Raw genomic sequence first — 21,249 nt, 5'->3', positions numbered from 1 at the left:
ATGAAAATACAAAATAAAATTCTCCTTATAACTGGTGGTACTGGTTCTTTTGGTAACGCGGTCTTAAACCGTTTTTTGCATACAGATCATTTTAGTGAAATTCGTATTTTTTCTCGTGATGAAAAGAAACAGGACGATATGCGTAATCAGTTGAAGAATGATAAGCTTAAGTTTTACATCGGCGACGTTCGTGATTATACTGGGGTAGAACGTGCAATGCGCGGAGTAGATTATGTATTTCATGCTGCTGCTTTAAAACAGGTTCCTTCTTGTGAATTTTTCCCATTAGAAGCTACAAAAACTAATGTTTTTGGAACCCAAAATGTTATAGATGCAGCTGGATTTAATAAAGTAAAAAAGGTAATTTGTTTAAGTACAGACAAGGCTGCTTATCCTATTAATGCAATGGGTATTTCAAAAGCTTTAATGGAGAAAGTAGCAATAGCAGCTTCTAGAAATATGACAGATACCACTGTTTGCCTAACCAGATATGGGAATGTTATGGCTTCGAGAGGATCGGTTATCCCTTTATTTTTAAAACAAATTAAAGAAGGAAATTTAATTACTATCACTGACCCTAAAATGACCCGTTTCCTGATGTCATTAGACGAGGCGGTTGAATTGGTGTTGTTTGCATTCGAGCATGGTAATCCTGGGGATTTATTTGTAAATAAAGCCCCTGCGGGAACAATAGGCGATTTGGCACTGGCATTAAAGCAACTTTGTAATTCGGATACTGAAATTAAGATTATTGGGACTCGTCATGGTGAAAAACTGTATGAAACTTTATGTACTCGTGAGGAAATGTTAAAAGCAGAGGATATGGGTAATTTTTACCGAATTCCAGCTGATAATCGTGATTTAAATTACGCACAATATTTTTCGGAAGGGGAACAAGATATTTCTTTAATTGAGGACTATCATTCACACAATACCGAACAACAAGGGGTAGAAGGAATGAAAAAATTACTATCAACTTTACCATTAATCCGTAAAGAAGTTTTTGGTGAGAATGTGGACCAAATGCCCGGGTAGAAATTTAGGTTTGTGCAGTTGGCTTTGAAATATAATAAATGATATGATTAAAATAGGAATTACGGGTCAGACAGGTTTTGTCGGAACTTATTTATACAATACTTTAGGTTTGTTTTTGGATGAATTTCAAAGAATTGATTTTAAAAAAGAATATTTTGAAAATGAAGATAATTTAAATGAATTTGTAGCCCAATGTGATGTGATTGTGCATTTAGCGGCAATGAATCGCCATGATGAACCTCAAGTTATTTATGATACAAATTTAAGTTTGGTAAAAAAGTTAGTTCGATCTCTTAATGCAACAAATAGTAAAGCACATGTTCTTTTCTCTTCATCAACGCAAGAAGAAAGAGATAATCTCTACGGAAAATCCAAGAAAGAAGGAAGAGGATTAATGGTTGAATGGGCGAACAGCTCAGACGGCGAATTTACGGGAATGATTATTCCTAATGTCTTTGGTCCTTTTGGACATCCAAACTATAACTCTGTAATTGCTACGTTTTGTCATAAATTATCACATAACGAAACGCCAACTATTGATGTTGATGGGGATTTGAAATTGATTTATGTGGGTGAATTAGTTGATTATATTATTTCTGAAATTAGAACCCGAAAAGGGAATCCAGAAATATTAGTACAGCATACTTCGGAATCTAAGGTTTCTCAGATTTTGACTTTGTTAGAAAAATACAAATTGGAATACCAGGATAAAGGTATTATACCGAGCATCGATAACACATTTGAATTGAATTTATTCAATACATTTCGTTGTTATATGGATATAAAAAATCACTTCCCAGTAAAATTTATTGAACATACAGATCAAAGAGGTTCATTTGTTGAGATTATTCGCTTAGGAGTTGGCGGACAGGTTTCTTTCTCTACAACTGTACCCGGAATAACACGTGGAAATCATTTTCATACCAGAAAAATTGAACGTTTTGCAGTGATCAAAGGTAAAGCTCTAATTCAATTGCGTCGTATAGGTACGAATGAAGTTTTAGATTTCTATCTTGATGGAAACGAACCAGCTTATGTAGATATGCCTATTTGGTACACTCATAATATTAAAAACGTTGGAGATGAGGTATTATATACCAATTTTTGGATTAATGAATTTTATGATCCGAGGGATCCGGATACCTATTTTGAGAACGTATGATGTAGATTTAAATTATCCTTTTTTTAGGTAAAAGAAATAAAAATGAAAGCACAATTAAAAGTAATGACAGTGGTTGGTACACGACCAGAAATTATACGATTATCAAGAGTGATGGCAGCTTTGGATTCTTCAGAAGCTATTGAGCACGTGATAGTACATACAGGGCAAAATTATGATTATGAATTAAATCAGATTTTCTTTGATGATTTAGGGATTCGTAAACCAGATTTTTTTCTAAATGCAGCCGGGGCAACTGCCACTGAAACGGTTGGGCAGATTTTAATTAAAATAGACCCTTTATTAGAAAGCGAAAAACCAGATGCTTTTTTGGTATTAGGTGATACTAATAGTTGTTTGTGTGCTATTCCAGCAAAAAAAAGACATATTCCTATTTTTCACATGGAAGCCGGGAATCGTTGTTTTGACCAAAGAGTTCCTGAAGAAACCAATCGTAAAATTGTAGACCATGTTTCGGATGTGAATTTAACTTATAGCGATATTGCACGCGAATATTTGCTTCGAGAAGGTTTACCAGCTGATAGAATTATCAAAACAGGTTCGCCTATGTTTGAAGTTTTAAATCATTATTTACCAGAGATTAGTGCTTCCACCATTCTGAATAAACTGAATCTGGAAGAGAATAAGTATTTTGTAATTTCGGCTCATAGAGAAGAAAATATAAATAGTGATAAAAACTTTAAGGGTTTGATGGAAAGTCTTAATCTGATTGCCGAAAAATATGGTTATCCCATTATTGTAAGTACACATCCAAGAACTCAAAAGATGATTGATTCTAAACAAATTGCCATGCGCCCTGAAGTACAATTTCTAAAACCAATGGGTTTTAATGATTATAATGCGCTGCAAATGAAATCGTATGCCGTTTTATCAGATAGCGGTACTATATCAGAAGAATCATCTACACTAAACTTCCCAGCCTTAAACATCCGTGATGCACATGAGCGTCCGGAAGCTATGGAAGAAGCATCTGTAATGATGGTAGGGCTGAATCCGGAAAGAATCCTGCAGGGATTAACGCAATTGCAAACCCAAAAAAGAGGAACTGAACGTAATTTTAGACCTGTTGCCGATTATTCTATGCCTAATGTATCTGAGAAAATGGTACGTATAATTTTGAGTTATACAGATTATGTTAAACGGGTAGTCTGGAGCGAATAGAAAAAATATAATTTTATGGATGTATCAGTAATAATTCCGATGTACAATTCTGAGAATACAATTAAAAATTGTATAGATTCAGTACTACGCCAGACTTATAATGGGAAAGTTGAAATTATTGTTGTCAATGATGGTTCTAAAGATAATTCAAAAGCAATAGTTGAAGAAATTATACAAAACAATTCTGGATTCCCTATAGAATTTATTAATAAGAACAATGGAGGGGTTTCTTCTGCAAGAAATATGGGTATGAAATTGGCCAGAGGAAATTGGATTGCTCTTTTGGATAGTGACGATGAGTGGTTGCCAACTAAATTGGAAAGACAAATTCAATTACTAATCGAGAATCCCACAATTGATTTTTTAGGAACTAATCGTAATGGAGAATATTTTGATAAAATCTTGTGGAAAAAACTGTCTCTCCTAACTCGTATTTCTCCTAAATTATTAATGGTTAAATTTATTTTTGTCGTTCCTACGGTAATTTTTAAAAAAAAGATTATCTCAGATGTCGGCTATTTTGATGAAACTCAAAAATATGCTGAAGAGGGGAATTATTTTATACGAATTGCTCAAAAATATAATTGTTTCCTTTTGAACGAAAGTTTAGTAATTACAGGAGATGGTAAAGCACATTTTGGACATTCGGGACTTTCTGGAAATTTAAAAGAGATGGAAAAAGGCGAATTGAAGAACCTAAAAGATGCTTTAAATTTAAAAATAATTAATAATTTTGAATATTCGTGTTTGGTTGCGTTTTCAATCCTGAAATATTTTAGAAGAATAGTGATTGTTAAAACAAGATAAGAGGAATTATGATAAAGAGATATGGAATTTTAGGTTGGATGCGATTATTTATATCAATGATTTACACAAAAACATTTTTTAGACAAGCTAGACTCATTAGGTTACCATTTGATATAAGGAATAAAAAAAATATTAAAATTGGACGAAATTTCACAGCTGGTTTTGGTTGTAGGATAGAAGCTTTCCCGTTGAGTGAAGATAATAGAATCTGTATTTCAATTGGTAAAGATGTGCAAATAAATGACTATGTACATATTGGGGCTGTTGGATCTATTACAATTGGTGATAATGTCCTGATGGCGAGTAAAATTTATATCTCTGATAATAACCATGGAAGTTATGATGAGTTAATAAGTGATCACCCAATGAGTATACCCATTGATAGAAAAGCAATATGTAAACCAGTAGTAATTGGGGATAATGTTTGGTTGGGAGAATCGGTTTGTGTATTGCCAGGAGTAACCATTGGGGAAGGATGTGTTGTAGGGGCATTGTCGGTAGTCACTAAGTCGATACCTCCATACTCAATAGCAGTAGGAAATCCTGCTAAAGTTGTTAAAGAATATGATTTTGAAATTAATAAATGGATAAAAAAATAACTTCTAGTATAGTTCTATACAGAAACGACATCAATATGTTGCAAAATGCCATCCAATCTCTATTGAAATTGGATGGGATAGATAAAATGTTTTTGGTTGACAATTCTCCTACGGATGAATTAAAAATATTAGTTATAGATTCAAGAATTGAATATATTCATAATCCAGGGAATCCCGGATTTGGAGCTTCCCATAATCTAGCGATGGAGAAGGCGACTAAGTTGGGTGCCAAGTATCATTTTGTTGTTAATCCAGATATATATTTTAAGGATGATGTGATTGGGCCTATGGTAGAGTATATGGCTAGTGATGCTACAATTGGAATGATGATGCCTCAAATTTTGAATAAAGATGGAACTATTCAGAATTTACCGAAACTTTTGCCGAGTCCGTTTAGTATATTGAAAAGGAAAATTAAAAAACCAGTAAGGGCTTATCAGAAATTCATCAATGAATATGAGTTAAGAGAAGTGGATAAGGCTTTGATTTACAACGTCCCTGTGCTTTCGGGTTGTTTTACGTTACTTAATCTCGATGCAATAAAAAAAGTAGGGATGTATGACGATTCTTTCTTCATGTATTTTGAAGACTGGGATTTGTCAAGACGCATACATCAACACTATAAAACCATTTATTTTCCAAAAGTATCGGTTGTACACGAATATGAATCGGGTGCCAATAAAAGTAAAAGATTGTTTAAGATATTTGTCGATTCTGCAATTACCTACTTCAATAAATGGGGCTGGTTTTTTGATAGAGAAAGAGAAAAATTAAATAAGGAAGCTTTATCCCAGTTCAAATAAATGAAAATCACCATAACAGGAGCCACAGGTTTTGTAGGCACGAATCTTCAAAACTATTTAAGGACAGCACACGATGTAGAACCGATGAGCGTACGTTATGTAGACAATCAGCAATTTGATGTAAAGACTGATGTTTTAATCCATTTAGCTGGTAAGGCGCACGATTTAAAAAAAGTTTCAAATCCTCAAGATTATTATAGAGCTAATTTTGAGTTGACCAAGCAATTGTTTGATGCTTTCTTTGATTCGGATTCGGCTGTTTTTATTTTTATGAGTACTGTAAAAGCTGTGGCAGATGATGTAAAGGGAATATTATGCGAAGACGAAATACCAAACCCTAAAACTCATTATGGCATAGTTAAACATCAAGCAGAGGAATACATTCTAAGTAAGAAATTGCCCCAAGGCAAGCGAGTTTATATTCTAAGACCCTGTATGATCCACGGACCGGGAAATAAAGGTAATCTCAATTTATTATACCAATTTGTTGCTAAAGGATTGCCTTGGCCTTTGGGTGATTTCGTGAACCAACGTTCTTTTTTGAGTATCCAAAATCTTTGTTTTGTTATTAAAGAATTATTAGAACAAACTGCAATACCTTCTGGGGTTTATAATGTAGCTGATGACAACTTTATATCTACCAATGAGTTAATAATAATTATGGGACAAAGTTTAGGTGTAAAAGTAAGAATCTTAAAAATTCCAGTTAAATTAATAAAATTTATAGCAATGATAGGCGATAGCTTAAAATTGCCTCTTAATATTGAAAAACTTCAAAAATTAACTGAAAATTATATAGTCAGTAATGAAAAAATAATCAATGCAATTGGTAAACAATTACCTCTTAACTCAAAAGAAGGCATGCGAATTACTTTTGATTCTTTTAAGGGGAATAAATAAATTAGTAATATCTTTTATCAATTTTATAATCTAATAAAATTAAAATATATTTGTATTATATGTTTATTATTGCTGCGATAGCCTATGCCTTTTCCATATTTATAGATGTATCTGTATATCATTTTAAATACTATATAAAAGATGATAAAAATGTTAGACATTTATTAGCAATGATAAATATTTTTCAATATTCTGCTCGTTTATTTATATTGATTTTTAGTCCTATAATGGCTTATTTAACGGAGTCGGTAAAAGATAAAAATGAAGTTTGGACGGTTACCATCGTCGCTCATTTTTTAGTTGTTTTGTTTTTGCTGCCACTTTATTCTCATCGATTTAGTTCATTTTTTTCAAAAAAAATTATAACTATTTTAAATTTAATCTTTGGCAAATCAAAGCCAATTGAATTAGTATATTTAGAAAAACAGAAGCTATTAAGAATGTTTTTTATATCGGATTTTTATTTTTTTATTATTAGTTATATTGCAGGGTTTTTATTTTCTGTAAGTATTACTTTTTTATATATTATTAGTTTTTCATATCCGCAAAAAGCTTTAATGTTAACTTCATTTACACAAATAATTAATATGTTTGGGTCAATGTTGTTAATTTTATTTATTGATCCCAGAGTTATGGGGTCAATTGATGAAGGACAAGGGCATCGCGAGATTATGATTTTAGCTACTAGTAGAATTTTAGTTCATATTACATTAGTGTTAATACTAGTATATATTAAATGATTTTATTAATTATAGTTTCTTTACTAAATTTTTTATTTTTTTATTTAGCATGTCTTTATTTTACTAAGTCAAAAAAAAGATTATTTATCCTCTGTTTTGTTTTTTGTTCATTATTACTTAGGGGTATACTTAATCCCGTTTTAAATAACGATTTTTATTTATATTATAACTTTAATATTTTTCAAAAGCCCACAAGTTTTCTTTCATTTTTTATAAATGAACCTTATCTGTATTCAATTTATCTCTTTTTTAGTATTTTTTCGGATGATAAATTAATAATATTTTCTTGCATATATTGGTTCAACCACATAATTACCACAGTCTTTTTTGTGTGGTTATTAAATGTTAAAGATGTTCAAGGGTGGAAAAAAATGGTGTTGTTTTCTATTTTTTATTTTTTTATATCTTTCGTTTTACTTAGAAATGGACCAGTTTACTTGTTATTTGCATTATATTTTTATTACAATTTCAGAAATACAAAATTCAATTATGTTTTAGTTACTCCATTTATGCATATTAGTGCTATTGTAATGCTAATTGTTTATTTTCATAAATGGAAAAATTATTATATATACTTTTTTATTATTTGTATTTTATTACCAATATTTTTTTTAATTTCTAAACCTCTTCTACAAGAAGTTGATGTTTTTCATCGAGTTATATTTAAAATAAATCAATATTTAATACTATATAATGTTCCAGGTATTTTAGATTGGCTTTTTTTTGCATTTGTTTCAACTCTCCTTATAGGTGGAATACTATTGTACAGAATGCAAATAAGGCATCCATTTTTAATTACAACAGCAGCTTTTTACTATATTGCTTATATAATTAATCCAATTGTGGCATTTCGGTTTTCTCCATATTTTCTATTTGCTATTTTACTCATGAATTTTGATGATTCAAAGAATAAAAAAGTTTTTCGGATATTAAATTTGTTATCTATTTTTATATTTCCTGTTTATTTATTTGTCTTGTATCATACTCATCATATATAATTTTTTGAAAAATTATAGTTTATATTTAATTTATAATGTACTACGTTTATTTATTTGTGTGTTTTTTTGTATTCGAACTGCTTTATTTTAAAGTAGCTAACCGATTTAATATTATTGATAAGCCTAATCAAAGAAGTTCTCATACAGAAATTACTTTAAGAGGTGGCGGTATTATTTTTTGGTTTGCAGCCTTAATTTACTTTATTCAAAACATTCAAAACTCTCTTTCCTTTTTTACTGCAATAACGTTAGTTAGTCTGGTGAGTTTTTGGGATGATATTCAAAGTTTATCTAACAAGATTCGAATTTCGATTCACTTTATGGCAATAACAATAATTTTTTATAACCTTGATGTCTTTCATGTATTACCACTTTTCGGGATTGTTTTGGCTTATGTATTTTCAATAGGTATCATTAATGCCTATAATTTTATGGATGGTATAAACGGTATAACAGGTTTGTATACCTTAGTAGTAATGGGGTCTTTATTATATGCAAATAAGAATGTTCAATTATTTACCGATGGGAATTTTATAAAATATGCAATGCTTGCCAGCTTAGTTTTTTTGTTTTTTAATTACAGGAAAAAGGCTAAATGTTTTGCAGGTGATGTAGGAAGCATAGCAATTGCTTTTTGGGTTATTTATTTAATTTTGAAACTTATTTTAGCAACAAATTCTGTAATTTGGATTTTATTTTTGGCTATTTATGGGGTTGATGCCGTTTGCACAATATTGCATCGTTTATATTTAAAAGAGAATATTTTTGATGCACATCGTTTGCATTTGTATCAGGTTTTAAGCAATGAATATAAAATTCAACATAGATTAGTTGCGCTGTATTATGCAATTGCACAAATACTAATTTCGATTTTGGTTATATTTTTATATAATAAGATTCTTGATATTCTATTATTTTTAATAATAATCATTCCTCTACTTCTAATTTATAATGTTAAATTTTATTTATTAAATAAAAAAAACTTAAATTAAATTTATGAATCCTAAAATAATCCACGGGGGAAAATTTTCCGATCACCGGGGAACTATTTCATATGTAAATGATTTTAGTTTCGAGGATATAGAAAGATTTTACATCATTAGTAATTCTGATGAAAATCCAATTCGGGCATGGCAAGGGCATAAACTGGATGCTAAAAATTTTTATTGTTTAAACGGGTCTTTCAAAATTCATTTTGTAAAAATTGATAATTGGGATAATCCTTCAAAAGATTTGAGCATTGAAACTATAACAATGAAGGCTGAAGAAAGTAAAATTTTGCATATTCCGGCAGGTTATGCAAATGCAATTGAGTCATTAGAGAACAACTCAAAATTAATATCATTTTCGACTTTGCCATTAGCCAATGTTAATGATGATGATGTTCGTTACAATTCTGATTATTGGAAAATTAATGAGTAATAAAAGAATTTTTTTATCCTTATCACAAAAAAGTGGTTTTGAACAAAAATATATTAAGAAAGCCCTTGATGATAACTGGATAACTTCCGGAGGGCCTAATGTTGATGCTTTTGAGACTGCGCTGGAGGATTACCTGCAGGACAAATCATATGTAACAGCTTTAAACTCAGGAACATCGGCAATTCATTTAGCATTAATTTTATTAGGAGTAAAATTAGGGGACGAGGTTATATGTCAAAGTCTAACGTTTTCAGCATCAGCTAATCCTATACTATATCAAGGTGCTATCCCTGTTTTTGTTGATAGCGAATCCGAAACATGGAATATTTGTCCTGTTAATCTTGAGATTGCAATTCAGCAAAGAATAAAAAAAGGTAAAAAACCTAAAGCAATAATAGCGGTTCATTTATATGGGAATCCATACAAAGTAGATGAAATTCATGCTATAGCAGATCGGTATCAAATACCTATTATAGAAGATAGTGCTGAAGCTTTAGGAAGTTCTTACAAAGGAAAAAAATGTGGTACCTTCGGAACTTTTGGAGTTTTGTCTTTTAATGGAAATAAAATAATTACGACTTCAAGTGGTGGAGCATTAATTTCAACTTCACGACAACTAAAGGAAAAAGCTGTTTTTTATGCGACTCAATCTAAAGATAAAGCAGTACATTACGAACATAGCCAAATAGGATATAATTACAGAATGAGTAATATTTGTGCAGGTTTAGGCCTTGGGCAAATAGAAATTTTGAATAAAAATATTGAGTCCAGAAGAAATATGAATCATTTTTACAAGATGATTTTTAAGGATATTGAAGAAATAGAAGTTTTTCAGGCAGATGAAAATAGTTATTTTTCAAATCATTGGTTAAGTACGATTTTAGTGAGACCAAATATTAAAAAATATATAAATAGGGAAAGTTTAAGACTCGCTTTTGAAATTGCAAACATTGAATCCCGGCCAATTTGGAAACCAATGCATTTACAGACAGTTTTTAAAAAATACCCGTATTATGGAAATAATGTGTCTGAAGATTTATTTGAAAAAGGCTTATGTTTGCCTTCAGGAGCAGGGATTACAAAAGAGGATAAAGAAAGAATTAAAAAAGTAGTTGATACTTTTTTCAAATAATAAATAGAATCACATTTTAGCATGAAAATTGAAAAAACATTTATAAAAGATCTGGTAATAATAGAACCAACAGTTTTTGGTGATGAAAGAGGATATTTTTTTGAGTCGTACAGTAAAATTAAATTTGAAGAATTAGGTATTAATATTGATTTTGTTCAGGACAATCAATCTTTTTCTAAGAAAGGAACTCTAAGGGGAATGCATTATCAGAACCCCCCATTTGCACAAACAAAGCTAGTTCGTGTTTTACAAGGAGAGATTGTTGACGTTGCTGTAGATCTAAGAAAGAATTCTCCAACTTATGGTAAATCGTTTAGTGTTTTACTTTCTGCTGAAAATAAAAAGCAGTTATTAGTACCTCAGGGTTTTGCACATGGATTTTCTGTTATTAGCGAAACAGCTTCTGTAATGTATAAATGTGATCAGTTTTATAATAAGGATTCAGAAGGAGGAATTAAATTTGATGATCCATCCTTAAATATTGATTGGGGTATGGATTTGAAAGATGCAATAGTTTCTGAGAAAGATCAGATCCTTCCTTTTATTGAAAATTGTAATAGTTTATTTTAATGAAAAAGATACTGGTAACTGGCGCAAATGGTCAATTAGGTTCGGAACTTTCTGTCATATCTTCAAATTATTCTGAATATGAGTGGTTTTTTGCTGACAGGCAACAGGTAACATTAGATAATTTAGATCTTTTAAAAGAACAATTGAATAAAATTAAGCCTGATGTAATTTTAAATTGTGGTGCATATACTGCTGTTGATAAAGCGGAGACAGAAAATGAACTTGCATTCACAGTAAATCACTTAGCTGTTGAATTAATTGCAAAATACACTGCAGAAAATAACATACAACTTATTCATATTTCTACTGATTATGTTTTTGATGGATCATCTTCAATCGCTTTAGATGAGGAAAAAGTAACAAATCCAATAAATGTGTATGGGGCCAGTAAACTTGCTGGGGAATTGGCTTGTTTAAAAGAAAACCCTAATTCGATAATAATAAGAACTTCTTGGGTTTATAGTAAATTTGGAAATAATTTTGTGAAAACAATGCAACGGCTGATGCAGGAAAAAGAATCAATCAATGTAGTCAATGATCAAGTAGGATCGCCCACATATGCAGCAGATTTAGCACAAGCTATGTTAGATATTTTAAAATTTAAAAATTGGATACCAGGAATTTATAATTATTCTAATGAAGGGGAAATAAGTTGGTACGATTTTGCGTTGAGTATTAAAGAAATTGGAGGCTATAGTTGTAATGTAGGAGGAATTCCGTCATCATCATACCCAACCCCTGCGAAACGTCCTCAGTTTTCATTATTAGATAAGAAAAAAATAAAAACAGTTTATAATTTGAATGTGCCTGATTATAAGAAAAGTCTAAGAAAAATATTTATTTAATAAATGATGATTCTAGATTTAGTAATAATTATCAAAAAGTAGAGTCAAAATCTAAAATATGAAAGGAATTATATTAGCCGGAGGTTCTGGCACAAGATTACATCCTCTGACGCTTGCCATGAGCAAGCAAATGATGCCGGTATATGATAAACCAATGATTTATTATCCGCTGTCAACTTTAATGATGGCAGGTATAAATGAAATTTTGATAATTTCTACACCTCATGATTTGCCAAATTTTAAAAAATTGCTGGGAAATGGTTCTAGCTTAGGATGCACATTTAGTTATGCAGAACAAGCTGTTCCTAACGGTCTGGCTCAGGCTTTTGTAATTGGAGAAAAATTTATTGGTAATGATGATGTGGCATTAATATTAGGAGATAATATATTTTTCGGATCTAACATGCAGGAACTTTTAAAATCGAATACAAAACCCAATGGCGGTGTTGTTTTTGCTTATCATGTTTCTGATCCGGAACGTTATGGTGTGGTTGAATTTGATGAGAATCTGAAAGCAATTTCTATAGAAGAAAAACCAACAAATCCAAAATCGAGTTATGCGGTTCCAGGTTTATATTTTTATGATAATTCCGTTGTTAAAATTGCCAAAAGTATTAAACCTAGTCCTAGAGGAGAATATGAAATTACAGATGTTAACAAAGTCTACCTCGAAAAAGAATCTTTAAAAGTAGGTATTTTAAGCAGGGGAACAGCCTGGTTAGATACAGGAACTTTTAATAGCCTGATGCAAGCGGGGCAATTCGTTCAGGTGCTAGAGGAGAGACAAGGTTTAAAAGTCGGGTGTATTGAGGAAATTGCATGGAGACAGGGTTTTATAAATGATCAACAACTAGAGGAATTGGCCTTGCCACTTGTAAAATCAGGATATGGTTCCTACTTAATTGAATTTTTGAAACAAAAGAAAAAAAATTCTCTGCTTTAATTTTTAAAAAGCACTGTTTTTTAAAATCATTAATTAGTACTTTTGTAAGTATAGAAGTTTTTAATACTAAAACACTTAATTTGGATACAGATAAACCAACCAGGATAGCCACATTGCTGCATAATTATTTCTCGCCAAGAAATTTAAAAGCACATATTAATAATCTCAGTTATTTGCCGAGATGGATTATCGTTGGTATTGATGTAATGGTTCTTATTTTTTCATTTACTTTCACATATATGTTGTTTGAAGGAACAGCATTAGGATATATTATTACGTCACATTATTTTTATTTTGTTTTTTGTTTAATTTTTATAAATGTTTTTTTCTTTTGGTTATTTAGGACATATTCTGGTATCATCCGGCACTCCTCCTATATTGATGCGATAAAACTTTTGTTTTCTCAAATGTCAGTTTTGGTTTTTTTCTTATTTTTTAATTTGATATTTGAGTTGTATACTGGTCGTAAAGCTTTTTTAAATACGGCACTGTTCATTAATCTTGTGCTGTCTTTTTGCGGGTTATTTTTATATCGTGTCATTGTAAAGCAAACATTTGAAATTTATTTTTCAGAAAAAACAAACTCTAAATTAATCAGGACAGTAATTTATGGTACTGATGCTAACGCTATTTCAGTAGCCAATGCTTTAAAATTCGAAACACCTTCGCGTTTTAAAATCGTTGGTTTTGTTGATAAAAACAGTCAAAACGCATCTAAGAGGATGTTAGATTTGCCTATCCTTATTCAAAAGAAAAAACTTCCTGCACTAATGCGTTCTGTAGCTGCTGAAGGAGTTATCATAGCAGATAAGAGTTTATCCAAAGAGGATCAATTAACCATTGTAGACCAGTGTCTGGAATTTAACTACAGAGTATATACCGTACCGTTGATTTCAGACTGGGAAAATCAAAAGGAAATTTCACAAAAAGTTAAAAACATTCAAATTGAAGATTTGCTGGAAAGAAAACCAATTGTATTGGACAGTAAATCTATTTCTAAACAGTTAAAAGACAAAGTTATACTTATTACGGGTGCAGCAGGTTCTATTGGCAGTGAAATAACCAGACAGGTTTTAGGATTTAATCCGAAAATGATCGTAATTCTGGATCATGCCGAAACACCTCTCCATCACCTATGTTTAGAAACTTTAACGATTGAGTCAAATACTACCATAAAAGCTGTAATTGCAGATGTAAAGAGTAAAACAGCTCTAGAAAAAGTATTTAAAGATTATGGGCCTCAGGTGGTTTTTCACGCTGCGGCTTACAAACATGTTCCTTTGATGGAAGAAAACCCCTCACAGGCAATATTAACAAATGTAAAAGGGACAAAAAACCTTGCTGATTTATCTTGCAAGTATAAGGTAAAGAAATTTGTAATGGTGTCAACAGATAAGGCTGTCAATCCAAGCAATGTTATGGGAGCCAGTAAAAGAATTGCAGAAAAATACGTGCAGTCTTTATTCTTAAAAAACCAGGATGAAAAAATAGAAAAAGCAACAAAATTTATTACAACCCGATTTGGAAATGTTTTAGGTTCAAATGGTTCAGTTGTGCCATTATTTACGAAACAAATTGCAGAAGGTGGTCCGGTTACGATTACGCATCAGGATATTATTCGCTATTTCATGACCATCCCTGAAGCTTGTCAATTAGTTTTAGAAGCTGGTGCCATGGGTAACGGTGGTGAGATTTATATTTTTGATATGGGCAAGCCCGTAAAAATAATTGACCTGGCCAAAAAGATGATTAAGTTAGCAGGATTTATTCCTGAAAAAGAAATAAAGATCAAAATAGTAGGCTTACGTCCTGGTGAAAAATTATATGAAGAATTATTAAACGATACTTCAAAAACACTGCCTACTCATCATAACAAAATTATGATTGCACAGGAAATTCAGGATGAATATGAAAACCTTCATATTGAAGTAGAGCAATTGATTAGCATTGCCAACTTCTATGATAATGATGATATAGTTACTAAAATGAAAAAAATTGTACCTGAATTTAAAAGTATGAATTCTACTTTTGAGGTTTTGGACAAATAACTGGTATAGCTGTATTTAAAAATATTAAAGGTGTTTTCTGTAAAAGTATCCTCTGTTTTTAAGCCTTTTTGATATAAAATACAATAAGTTTTTAACTGTAATATATTTAGTTTAATTATAATGAATATTAGAAATAGTAACGATTGGCTATTTGAAATAACGCCAAAAAATAACTTCTTTTCACTAAATTTTAAAGAAGTTTGGCAATATCGAGATTTACTATTATTATTTGTAAAGAGAGATGTAATTACAGTTTATAAACAAACCGTTTTAGGGCCACTTTGGTACTTAATTCAACCCTTGTTTACTTCAGTAACTTTTACAATAATTTTTAATAATGTAGCGGGTATTAAAACAGGAGGGATTCCTCCGTTTCTATTTAATCTGGCTGGCATTACGGTTTGGAATTATTTTACAGCCTGTCTTACCGGAACTTCAGATACTTTTAAGGCGAATGCCAGTATTTTCGGGAAGGTATATTTTCCCAGAATCATAACACCACTTTCAATTGTAATTTCGAATTTGATAAAATTTGGAATTCAATTCCTGATTTTTATAGCCTTTTACATTTATTATTATATTATTGGATATGATTTAAAGTTAAACGGTTTGGTTGTTCTCTTTCCGGTTTTAATTGCCATAATGGGTATATTAGGATTAGGCTTGGGAATGTTAATTTCTTCTATGGTCACTAAATATCGCGATTTTACTCATTTAATTGGATTTGGGATACAGCTGCTAATGTACTTGTCGGCTGTTATGTATCCTATGGAATTGTTAAAAGAAAAATTACCAAAAATGGCGTGGCTTGTTGAATATAATCCCTTGGCTTATGTAATCGAAACCTCACGATATATGCTTTTGAATGTGGGAAAAGTTTCTATACTCGGATTGGTGTATACTCTGGCAGTGACAATTATTATATTTTTTATTGGAATTTTAATTTTTAATAAAACTGAAAAAAGTTTTATTGATACTGTCTAGAAGACAATATTTAATAAGAAAAAGTGTTTTAATAATTTACAATTTATAATTCATAATTGGAAAAGGATATTATATTAAAAGCCGAAAACATTTCTAAACAATACCGTTTAGGACAAGTGGGAACAGGAACATTGAGCCACGATTTAAATCGGTGGTGGCATAAAATACGCGGTAAGGAAAATCCATATTTAAAAATAGGTGATACTAATGACAGGAGTACCAAAGGAGAAAGCGATTACGTTTGGGCTTTACAGGATATTAACTTCGAAGTTGAACGAGGGGAGGTTCTGGGTATTATTGGCAAGAATGGAGCAGGAAAATCAACACTTTTAAAAATCCTTTCTAAAGTAACGGCTCCAACAACAGGAATAATAAAATCCCGAGGTCGTATTGCTTCACTTCTGGAAGTGGGTACAGGATTTAATGGTGAAATGACAGGGAGAGAAAATATCTTTTTAAACGGAGCTATCCTTGGAATGACTAAAAAAGAAATTACTTCAAAATTACACGAAATTATTGAATTCTCCGGTTGCGAACGTTATATAGATACTCCCGTAAAAAGATACAGTTCAGGAATGACTGTTCGTTTGGCATTTGCAGTTGCCGCTTTTCTTGAACCTGAAATTTTAGTTATCGATGAGGTTTTGGCTGTTGGTGATGCCGAATTCCAGAAAAAAGCGATTGGAAAAATGCAGGATATTTCAAAACAAGGCGGCAGGACGGTTTTGTTTGTAAGTCATAATATGGCAGCAATAAAAAGTTTGTGTACAAGAGGTATTGTTTTACAAAATGGAACAGTAGTTTTTGATGGTAGTATTGAAGATTCGATTAACAGATATATTTCTATAGATGAGCTTGACGATACATATCCTAAATATTTTGATCAAAATTCTCTTGTTTACGGAAATAAATTAGTTAGGTTAAATTCGGTTGAAATTATATCTGGCTCTAACGAAACTTTTTATACTATAAAAGAAGAACTAATAATTAAAATAAATTTTTCAACTTTTAAAGATGTTGATAATTTTAATCTGGCTATTAATTTTAAATCATTTACAGATGATACAGTAATCTTTAGCCAAATTACCCCGGTAAAATTTTCTCTCAAAGGCGATTATATTTCCGAATTGATTTTACCAGCCAATTTTTTAAATAGTAAGATGTATTGTATTGACCTGCATTTTGTAAGTAACAATGTATCGCTTTTAACAATTAGCAATATTGTTAATTTAGAGTTGGTTGATTTTAGAGTTGGAATTAATTATTATGGAGAATGGGCTGGTTATATAAGACCATCTTTGAAATTTGATTTTACAAGAAAAATATTTAATTAAAAAAAACAGAAACAATAATTAATAAAAATAAAAAGATGTTACAAAGAATTATAGATATTTTCAAAAATAAATCTACTAAAAATATTTTAAGAGATAAAATTAAAAAAATGCATTCTTTAATTCCACAGGATTTTGGAGGTGGGTGTAGTCACCAAAAGGCTCTTCTAATGGGCTTAGTTATTGGGGAATTTGAATTAAAAAACACTGCTGATATTGGAGTTTATAGAGGTAGGTCTCTTTTTCCACAGGCGATCGCACATAAATTATATTCTAATGGTTTAGCATTTGGAATTGATCCGTATAGTAATGAAGCTGCTGTCCAAAATGATCGTCCGGATTTACAAAAACAATTAGATGACTTTATAACTTTTACTGATTTTCAAAAGTTATACGATGATGTAACAAATATTATTGAAGATAACAATTACCAAAATAATTGCGTTTTGATAAGAAAAAAATCATCTGAAGCTGCGATTGATTTTAAAAACAATAATACTAAGTTTGGTTTAGTTCATATAGATGGAAATCATGATACAAAATTTGTAATGGAAGATGTTAATAATTATTTGCCATTATTAGATAATAAAAGTTTTATTGTTTTAGATGATATTTCTTGGGATTCAGTTCAGCCAGCACTTTCTTTATTAAGTAAAGAGATGATGTTAATAGATAAATTTATTACTGGAACCAATGATTTTGCTCTTTTTGCAAAAGGAGTTTCTACTAAGGAAGTAAAAATACTTAAAAATATTTTTAAAAAAATCAAAAGTAAATAAATCTATTCATAAAAGATGATTCTATATAAATTTAGAAGAAAAATCAGAAAAAAAATAAATGCCATTTTTTCAAGAACTAGGTTTGTTAAGAGCATTTATAAAAATGATTTATTTATTTATGATGATATTTTTCCACACCCAATTTCTGGTTTTAGATATGAAGAGTTTAAAACTTTGCTAAATGCTTTCACCAAATCTAAAATTTTTGTAGAACCGTTATCTTATCCGGCATTAAAAACGGATGCTACAATTCATAAAATTCACGTTTCTGAATTTAAATCTAAATTCCCAGCCTTAGAAAATAAAATCATACAAAAAACAGTATTTGTAAACATAAATACCAAACTTTTTTATTGCGTGTTTCTTTCTAATATATATGAAAATTTATTGTGGTTAGAAAAACATAAAATTCCATTTATATTTACACTATACCCAGGAGGCGGATTTCAGGTAGAAGACTTGATAAGTGATCAAAAATTACAAAAAGTATTAGCATCACCCCAATTTAGAAAAGTTATTGTAACACAATTGTACACCAAAGATTATTTAATCAAAAATAATTTTTGCGAAGCAAATAAAATAGAATATGTTTTTGGTTGTGTAGTACCTCAGCTTTCTTTAAATACAAATTTACCGGTTAAAAATAAATATCCAAATAAGGAAACATTTGATATTGTATTTTGTGCAGCTAAATATATGCCAAAAGGACTGGATAAAGGTTATGATGTATTTATTGCATTAGCACACAGTTTAATCGAAAAATACGATTTTATTCGTTTTCACGTTGTTGGCGGTTTTGATAAAGAAGAAATAGATGTTACTCTATTAGAAGGGAAAATTACATTTTATGGCTATCAAAACTTTGATAATTTAGCTGCAATTTATCAGCAAATGGATGTCATTGTATCACCCAATAAACCTTTCTTGTACGGAAAAGGAGCATTTGATGGTTTTCCTTTAGGTACCGTAATAGAAGCTGTTGTAAATAATGTTGTTGCTATTGTTACAGACAATCTGAACCAAAATACAGTTTTTGAAAACGGCGAGGAAATTATTATTACCAATGGTGATGTGAGTTCAATTGAGAAAGAAATAATAAACTTGATACAAAATCCTGAAATACTATTGGCTATATCTCAAAAAGGAAGAAATAAATTTTTAGAAATTTATTCTAACGATTATCAAATGAATCCCCGAATAAAATTACTATCTGAAGAAATTGAAAGCAAATAACATGATAAACGTAACCAAGACTTTTCTCCCGCCTATTAATGAATACAACCAGCAGGTACAACGTGCATGGGATAATGAATGGTTAACTAACCGCGGAGAATTAGTTTTAGAATTAGAAGAAAAGTTAAGAACATATTTATCTAGTACTACTATTTTAGTTACCAACAATGGGACAATTCCTTTACAAATTGCTTTAAAATTGTTAGCCAATAAAGGCGAGGTAATTACAACACCTTTTAGCTATGCGGCCACTTCAGCCGCTATAGTTTGGGAAAATTGTACTCCTGTTTTTGTAGACATCGATCCTGAGTATTTAACAATTGATGAAACCAAAATTGAGGCTGCCATTACAAATAAAACAACCGCTATTCTGGCTACACACGTTTTTGGAAATCCATGTAATGTTATTGCAATTGAAGCGATTGCTAAAAAACACAATTTAAAAGTTATTTATGATGCGGCTCATTGTTTTGGCGTTAAGTACAATGACAAATCAATTTTTGATTACGGTGACGTAAGCACTTGTAGTTTTCATGCAACAAAATTATTTCATACAGGAGAAGGTGGAGCCATGTTTGCTAAAAATAAGGATTTACAACATCAATTATTTTACAGCCATAATTTTGGACATAACGGGCCTTTGGCATTTCATGGTTTAGGCATAAACGGAAAAATGTCTGAGTTGCAGGCGGCAATGGGGTTGGCTGTTTTACCTTATATTGATACGATAATTAATGAGCGGAAAAAAGTAGTTGACTATTATAATGATAAACTGGATTTTTCAAAGATCCAAGGTTTAAAAATAAGAGCAAACACCGTTTGGAATTATAGTTATTACCCTGTAATTTTTGAAAATGAAGAACAATTACTCCTGGTGCAGAAAGCATTAAATGAAAATCAAATTTTTCCGAGACGTTATTTTTACCCTTCCTTAAATACAATAGAATATACAAACGGCCTGGCAATGCCAATTTCTGAAAGTATAGCATCCAGAATTTTATGTCTGCCTTTATATGTAAACTTATCCGTAACAGATGCTGCCAGAATAATTACTTTGGTAAATAAAAGCTTATGTTAATTGTTGGCGCGAAAGGATTCGCAAAAGAAGTATTACAGGTTGTTCAACAATTGAATCAATTGGAAAATTTAGTTTTTTTTGACGACCTGAATGAAGATATAAAAGGGAATTTATTTGAGAATTTTCCAATTTTAAAAACACCTGCTGATGCTGTTGAATATTTTAAAACTTTAGATAATCGATTTACAATAGGAATTGGTAATCCTGCTTTGAGAAAAAAACTATATGATAAATTTATTTTATTTGGCGGAGGTTTTACTTCCGTAATAAGCCCTTTGGCAGATATAGGTTTTTATGATGTTCAAATAGGTCAGGGAACAAATATTCTTTCCGGAGCTATTTTGTCAAATAGTGTAAAACTAGGCATGGGTTGTATTATTTACTATAATTCAATAATTACTCATGATTGTAATGTGGGTGATTTTGTAGAGATTTCTCCAAATGCCACCTTATTAGGAAGATGTAAAGTAGGTTCGTTTTCTCAAATAGGAGCTAATGCAACCATATTACCAGACGTCGTAATTGGTAAAAATGTTATTATTGGTGCGGGCTCTGTAGTTACAAAAGACATTCCGGATAATTGTGTTGCAGTTGGAACACCAGCAAAAATAATAAAAGAATTAATGCCATTAGATTTTTAGTATGCAGCAAGATTTGAAAG

The 21,249-nt window shown here is 30.8% G+C and carries 21 protein-coding genes; all 21 read left to right on the top strand.

Annotation, left to right across the window (positions count from 1 at the left end; translation table 11 throughout):
• Positions 1–1,035, top strand: a complete 1,035-nt coding sequence (locus ABI657_RS01465; RefSeq protein WP_348095457.1) for a polysaccharide biosynthesis protein — start codon at positions 1–3, stop codon at positions 1,033–1,035.
• 43 nt (positions 1,036–1,078) lie between these two features.
• Positions 1,079–2,197, top strand: a complete 1,119-nt coding sequence (locus ABI657_RS01460; RefSeq protein WP_348095456.1) for an NAD-dependent epimerase/dehydratase family protein — start codon at positions 1,079–1,081, stop codon at positions 2,195–2,197.
• 42 nt (positions 2,198–2,239) lie between these two features.
• The gene (gene wecB, locus ABI657_RS01455; protein WP_348095455.1) at positions 2,240–3,376 is read left to right on the top strand and encodes a UDP-N-acetylglucosamine 2-epimerase (non-hydrolyzing); all 1,137 of its coding nucleotides are present in this window, start codon (positions 2,240–2,242) and stop codon (positions 3,374–3,376) included.
• A gap of 15 nt (positions 3,377–3,391) precedes the next feature.
• The gene (locus ABI657_RS01450; RefSeq protein ID WP_348095454.1) at positions 3,392–4,183 is read left to right on the top strand and encodes a glycosyltransferase family A protein; all 792 of its coding nucleotides are present in this window, start codon (positions 3,392–3,394) and stop codon (positions 4,181–4,183) included.
• 188 nt (positions 4,184–4,371) lie between these two features.
• Entirely contained in the window at positions 4,372–4,782 is a 411-nt protein-coding gene (locus ABI657_RS01445) for a DapH/DapD/GlmU-related protein (RefSeq protein ID WP_348095453.1), read from the top strand.
• Positions 4,767–5,585, top strand: coding sequence for a glycosyltransferase (locus ABI657_RS01440; RefSeq protein WP_348095452.1), 819 nt, complete (start codon positions 4,767–4,769; stop codon positions 5,583–5,585). Before ABI657_RS01445 ends, ABI657_RS01440 begins: the two co-directional genes overlap by 16 nt.
• Positions 5,586–6,485: an NAD-dependent epimerase/dehydratase family protein gene (locus tag ABI657_RS01435; RefSeq protein ID WP_348095451.1), complete on the top strand. Its 900-nt coding sequence runs from the start codon at positions 5,586–5,588 to the stop codon at positions 6,483–6,485.
• Positions 6,486–6,544: 59 nt separating this feature from the next.
• Entirely contained in the window at positions 6,545–7,225 is a 681-nt protein-coding gene (locus ABI657_RS01430; protein ID WP_348095450.1) for an alkanesulfonate monooxygenase, read from the top strand.
• A 1,033-nt stretch (positions 7,226–8,258) separates the two neighbouring features.
• Entirely contained in the window at positions 8,259–9,215 is a 957-nt protein-coding gene (locus ABI657_RS01425) for a glycosyltransferase family 4 protein (RefSeq protein ID WP_348095449.1), read from the top strand.
• Positions 9,216–9,219: 4 nt separating this feature from the next.
• The gene (locus tag ABI657_RS01420; RefSeq protein WP_348095448.1) at positions 9,220–9,645 is read left to right on the top strand and encodes a WxcM-like domain-containing protein; all 426 of its coding nucleotides are present in this window, start codon (positions 9,220–9,222) and stop codon (positions 9,643–9,645) included.
• Positions 9,638–10,777, top strand: coding sequence for an aminotransferase class I/II-fold pyridoxal phosphate-dependent enzyme (locus ABI657_RS01415; protein WP_348095447.1), 1,140 nt, complete (start codon positions 9,638–9,640; stop codon positions 10,775–10,777). The genes ABI657_RS01420 and ABI657_RS01415 overlap by 8 nt, the downstream gene beginning before the upstream one ends.
• A gap of 21 nt (positions 10,778–10,798) precedes the next feature.
• Positions 10,799–11,347, top strand: coding sequence for a dTDP-4-dehydrorhamnose 3,5-epimerase (gene rfbC / locus ABI657_RS01410; protein ID WP_348095446.1), 549 nt, complete (start codon positions 10,799–10,801; stop codon positions 11,345–11,347).
• Complete coding sequence (gene rfbD / locus ABI657_RS01405; RefSeq protein ID WP_348095445.1) at positions 11,347–12,192, top strand: dTDP-4-dehydrorhamnose reductase; 846 nt, start codon at positions 11,347–11,349, stop codon at positions 12,190–12,192. Before rfbC ends, rfbD begins: the two co-directional genes overlap by 1 nt.
• Before the next feature lie 58 nt (positions 12,193–12,250).
• A complete protein-coding gene (rfbA, locus tag ABI657_RS01400; RefSeq protein ID WP_348095444.1) occupies positions 12,251–13,135 on the top strand; it encodes a glucose-1-phosphate thymidylyltransferase RfbA in 885 nt (294 codons plus the stop codon).
• 80 nt (positions 13,136–13,215) lie between these two features.
• Entirely contained in the window at positions 13,216–15,183 is a 1,968-nt protein-coding gene (locus tag ABI657_RS01395; protein ID WP_348095443.1) for a nucleoside-diphosphate sugar epimerase/dehydratase, read from the top strand.
• 120 nt (positions 15,184–15,303) lie between these two features.
• Positions 15,304–16,167, top strand: coding sequence for an ABC transporter permease (locus ABI657_RS01390; protein WP_348095442.1), 864 nt, complete (start codon positions 15,304–15,306; stop codon positions 16,165–16,167).
• A 56-nt stretch (positions 16,168–16,223) separates the two neighbouring features.
• Positions 16,224–17,501, top strand: a complete 1,278-nt coding sequence (locus ABI657_RS01385; RefSeq protein ID WP_348095441.1) for an ABC transporter ATP-binding protein — start codon at positions 16,224–16,226, stop codon at positions 17,499–17,501.
• A gap of 35 nt (positions 17,502–17,536) precedes the next feature.
• Positions 17,537–18,277, top strand: coding sequence for a class I SAM-dependent methyltransferase (locus ABI657_RS01380; protein ID WP_348095440.1), 741 nt, complete (start codon positions 17,537–17,539; stop codon positions 18,275–18,277).
• A gap of 15 nt (positions 18,278–18,292) precedes the next feature.
• The gene (locus tag ABI657_RS01375) at positions 18,293–19,510 is read left to right on the top strand and encodes a glycosyltransferase family 4 protein (protein ID WP_348095439.1); all 1,218 of its coding nucleotides are present in this window, start codon (positions 18,293–18,295) and stop codon (positions 19,508–19,510) included.
• Position 19,511: 1 nt separating this feature from the next.
• Positions 19,512–20,588 (top strand): DegT/DnrJ/EryC1/StrS family aminotransferase, encoded by a 1,077-nt coding sequence (locus ABI657_RS01370; protein WP_348095438.1) that lies wholly within the window; start codon positions 19,512–19,514, stop codon positions 20,586–20,588.
• Entirely contained in the window at positions 20,582–21,229 is a 648-nt protein-coding gene (locus ABI657_RS01365; RefSeq protein ID WP_348095437.1) for an acetyltransferase, read from the top strand. The genes ABI657_RS01370 and ABI657_RS01365 overlap by 7 nt, the downstream gene beginning before the upstream one ends.
• Positions 21,230–21,249 lie beyond the last annotated feature (20 nt).

The sequence above is a fragment of the Flavobacterium sp. genome (genome assembly GCF_039930565.1).
Lineage (GTDB): Bacteria > Bacteroidota > Bacteroidia > Flavobacteriales > Flavobacteriaceae > Flavobacterium.
Note: the sequence above shows the minus strand (reverse complement) of the source record. Positions and strands in the feature narration are given on the sequence as shown.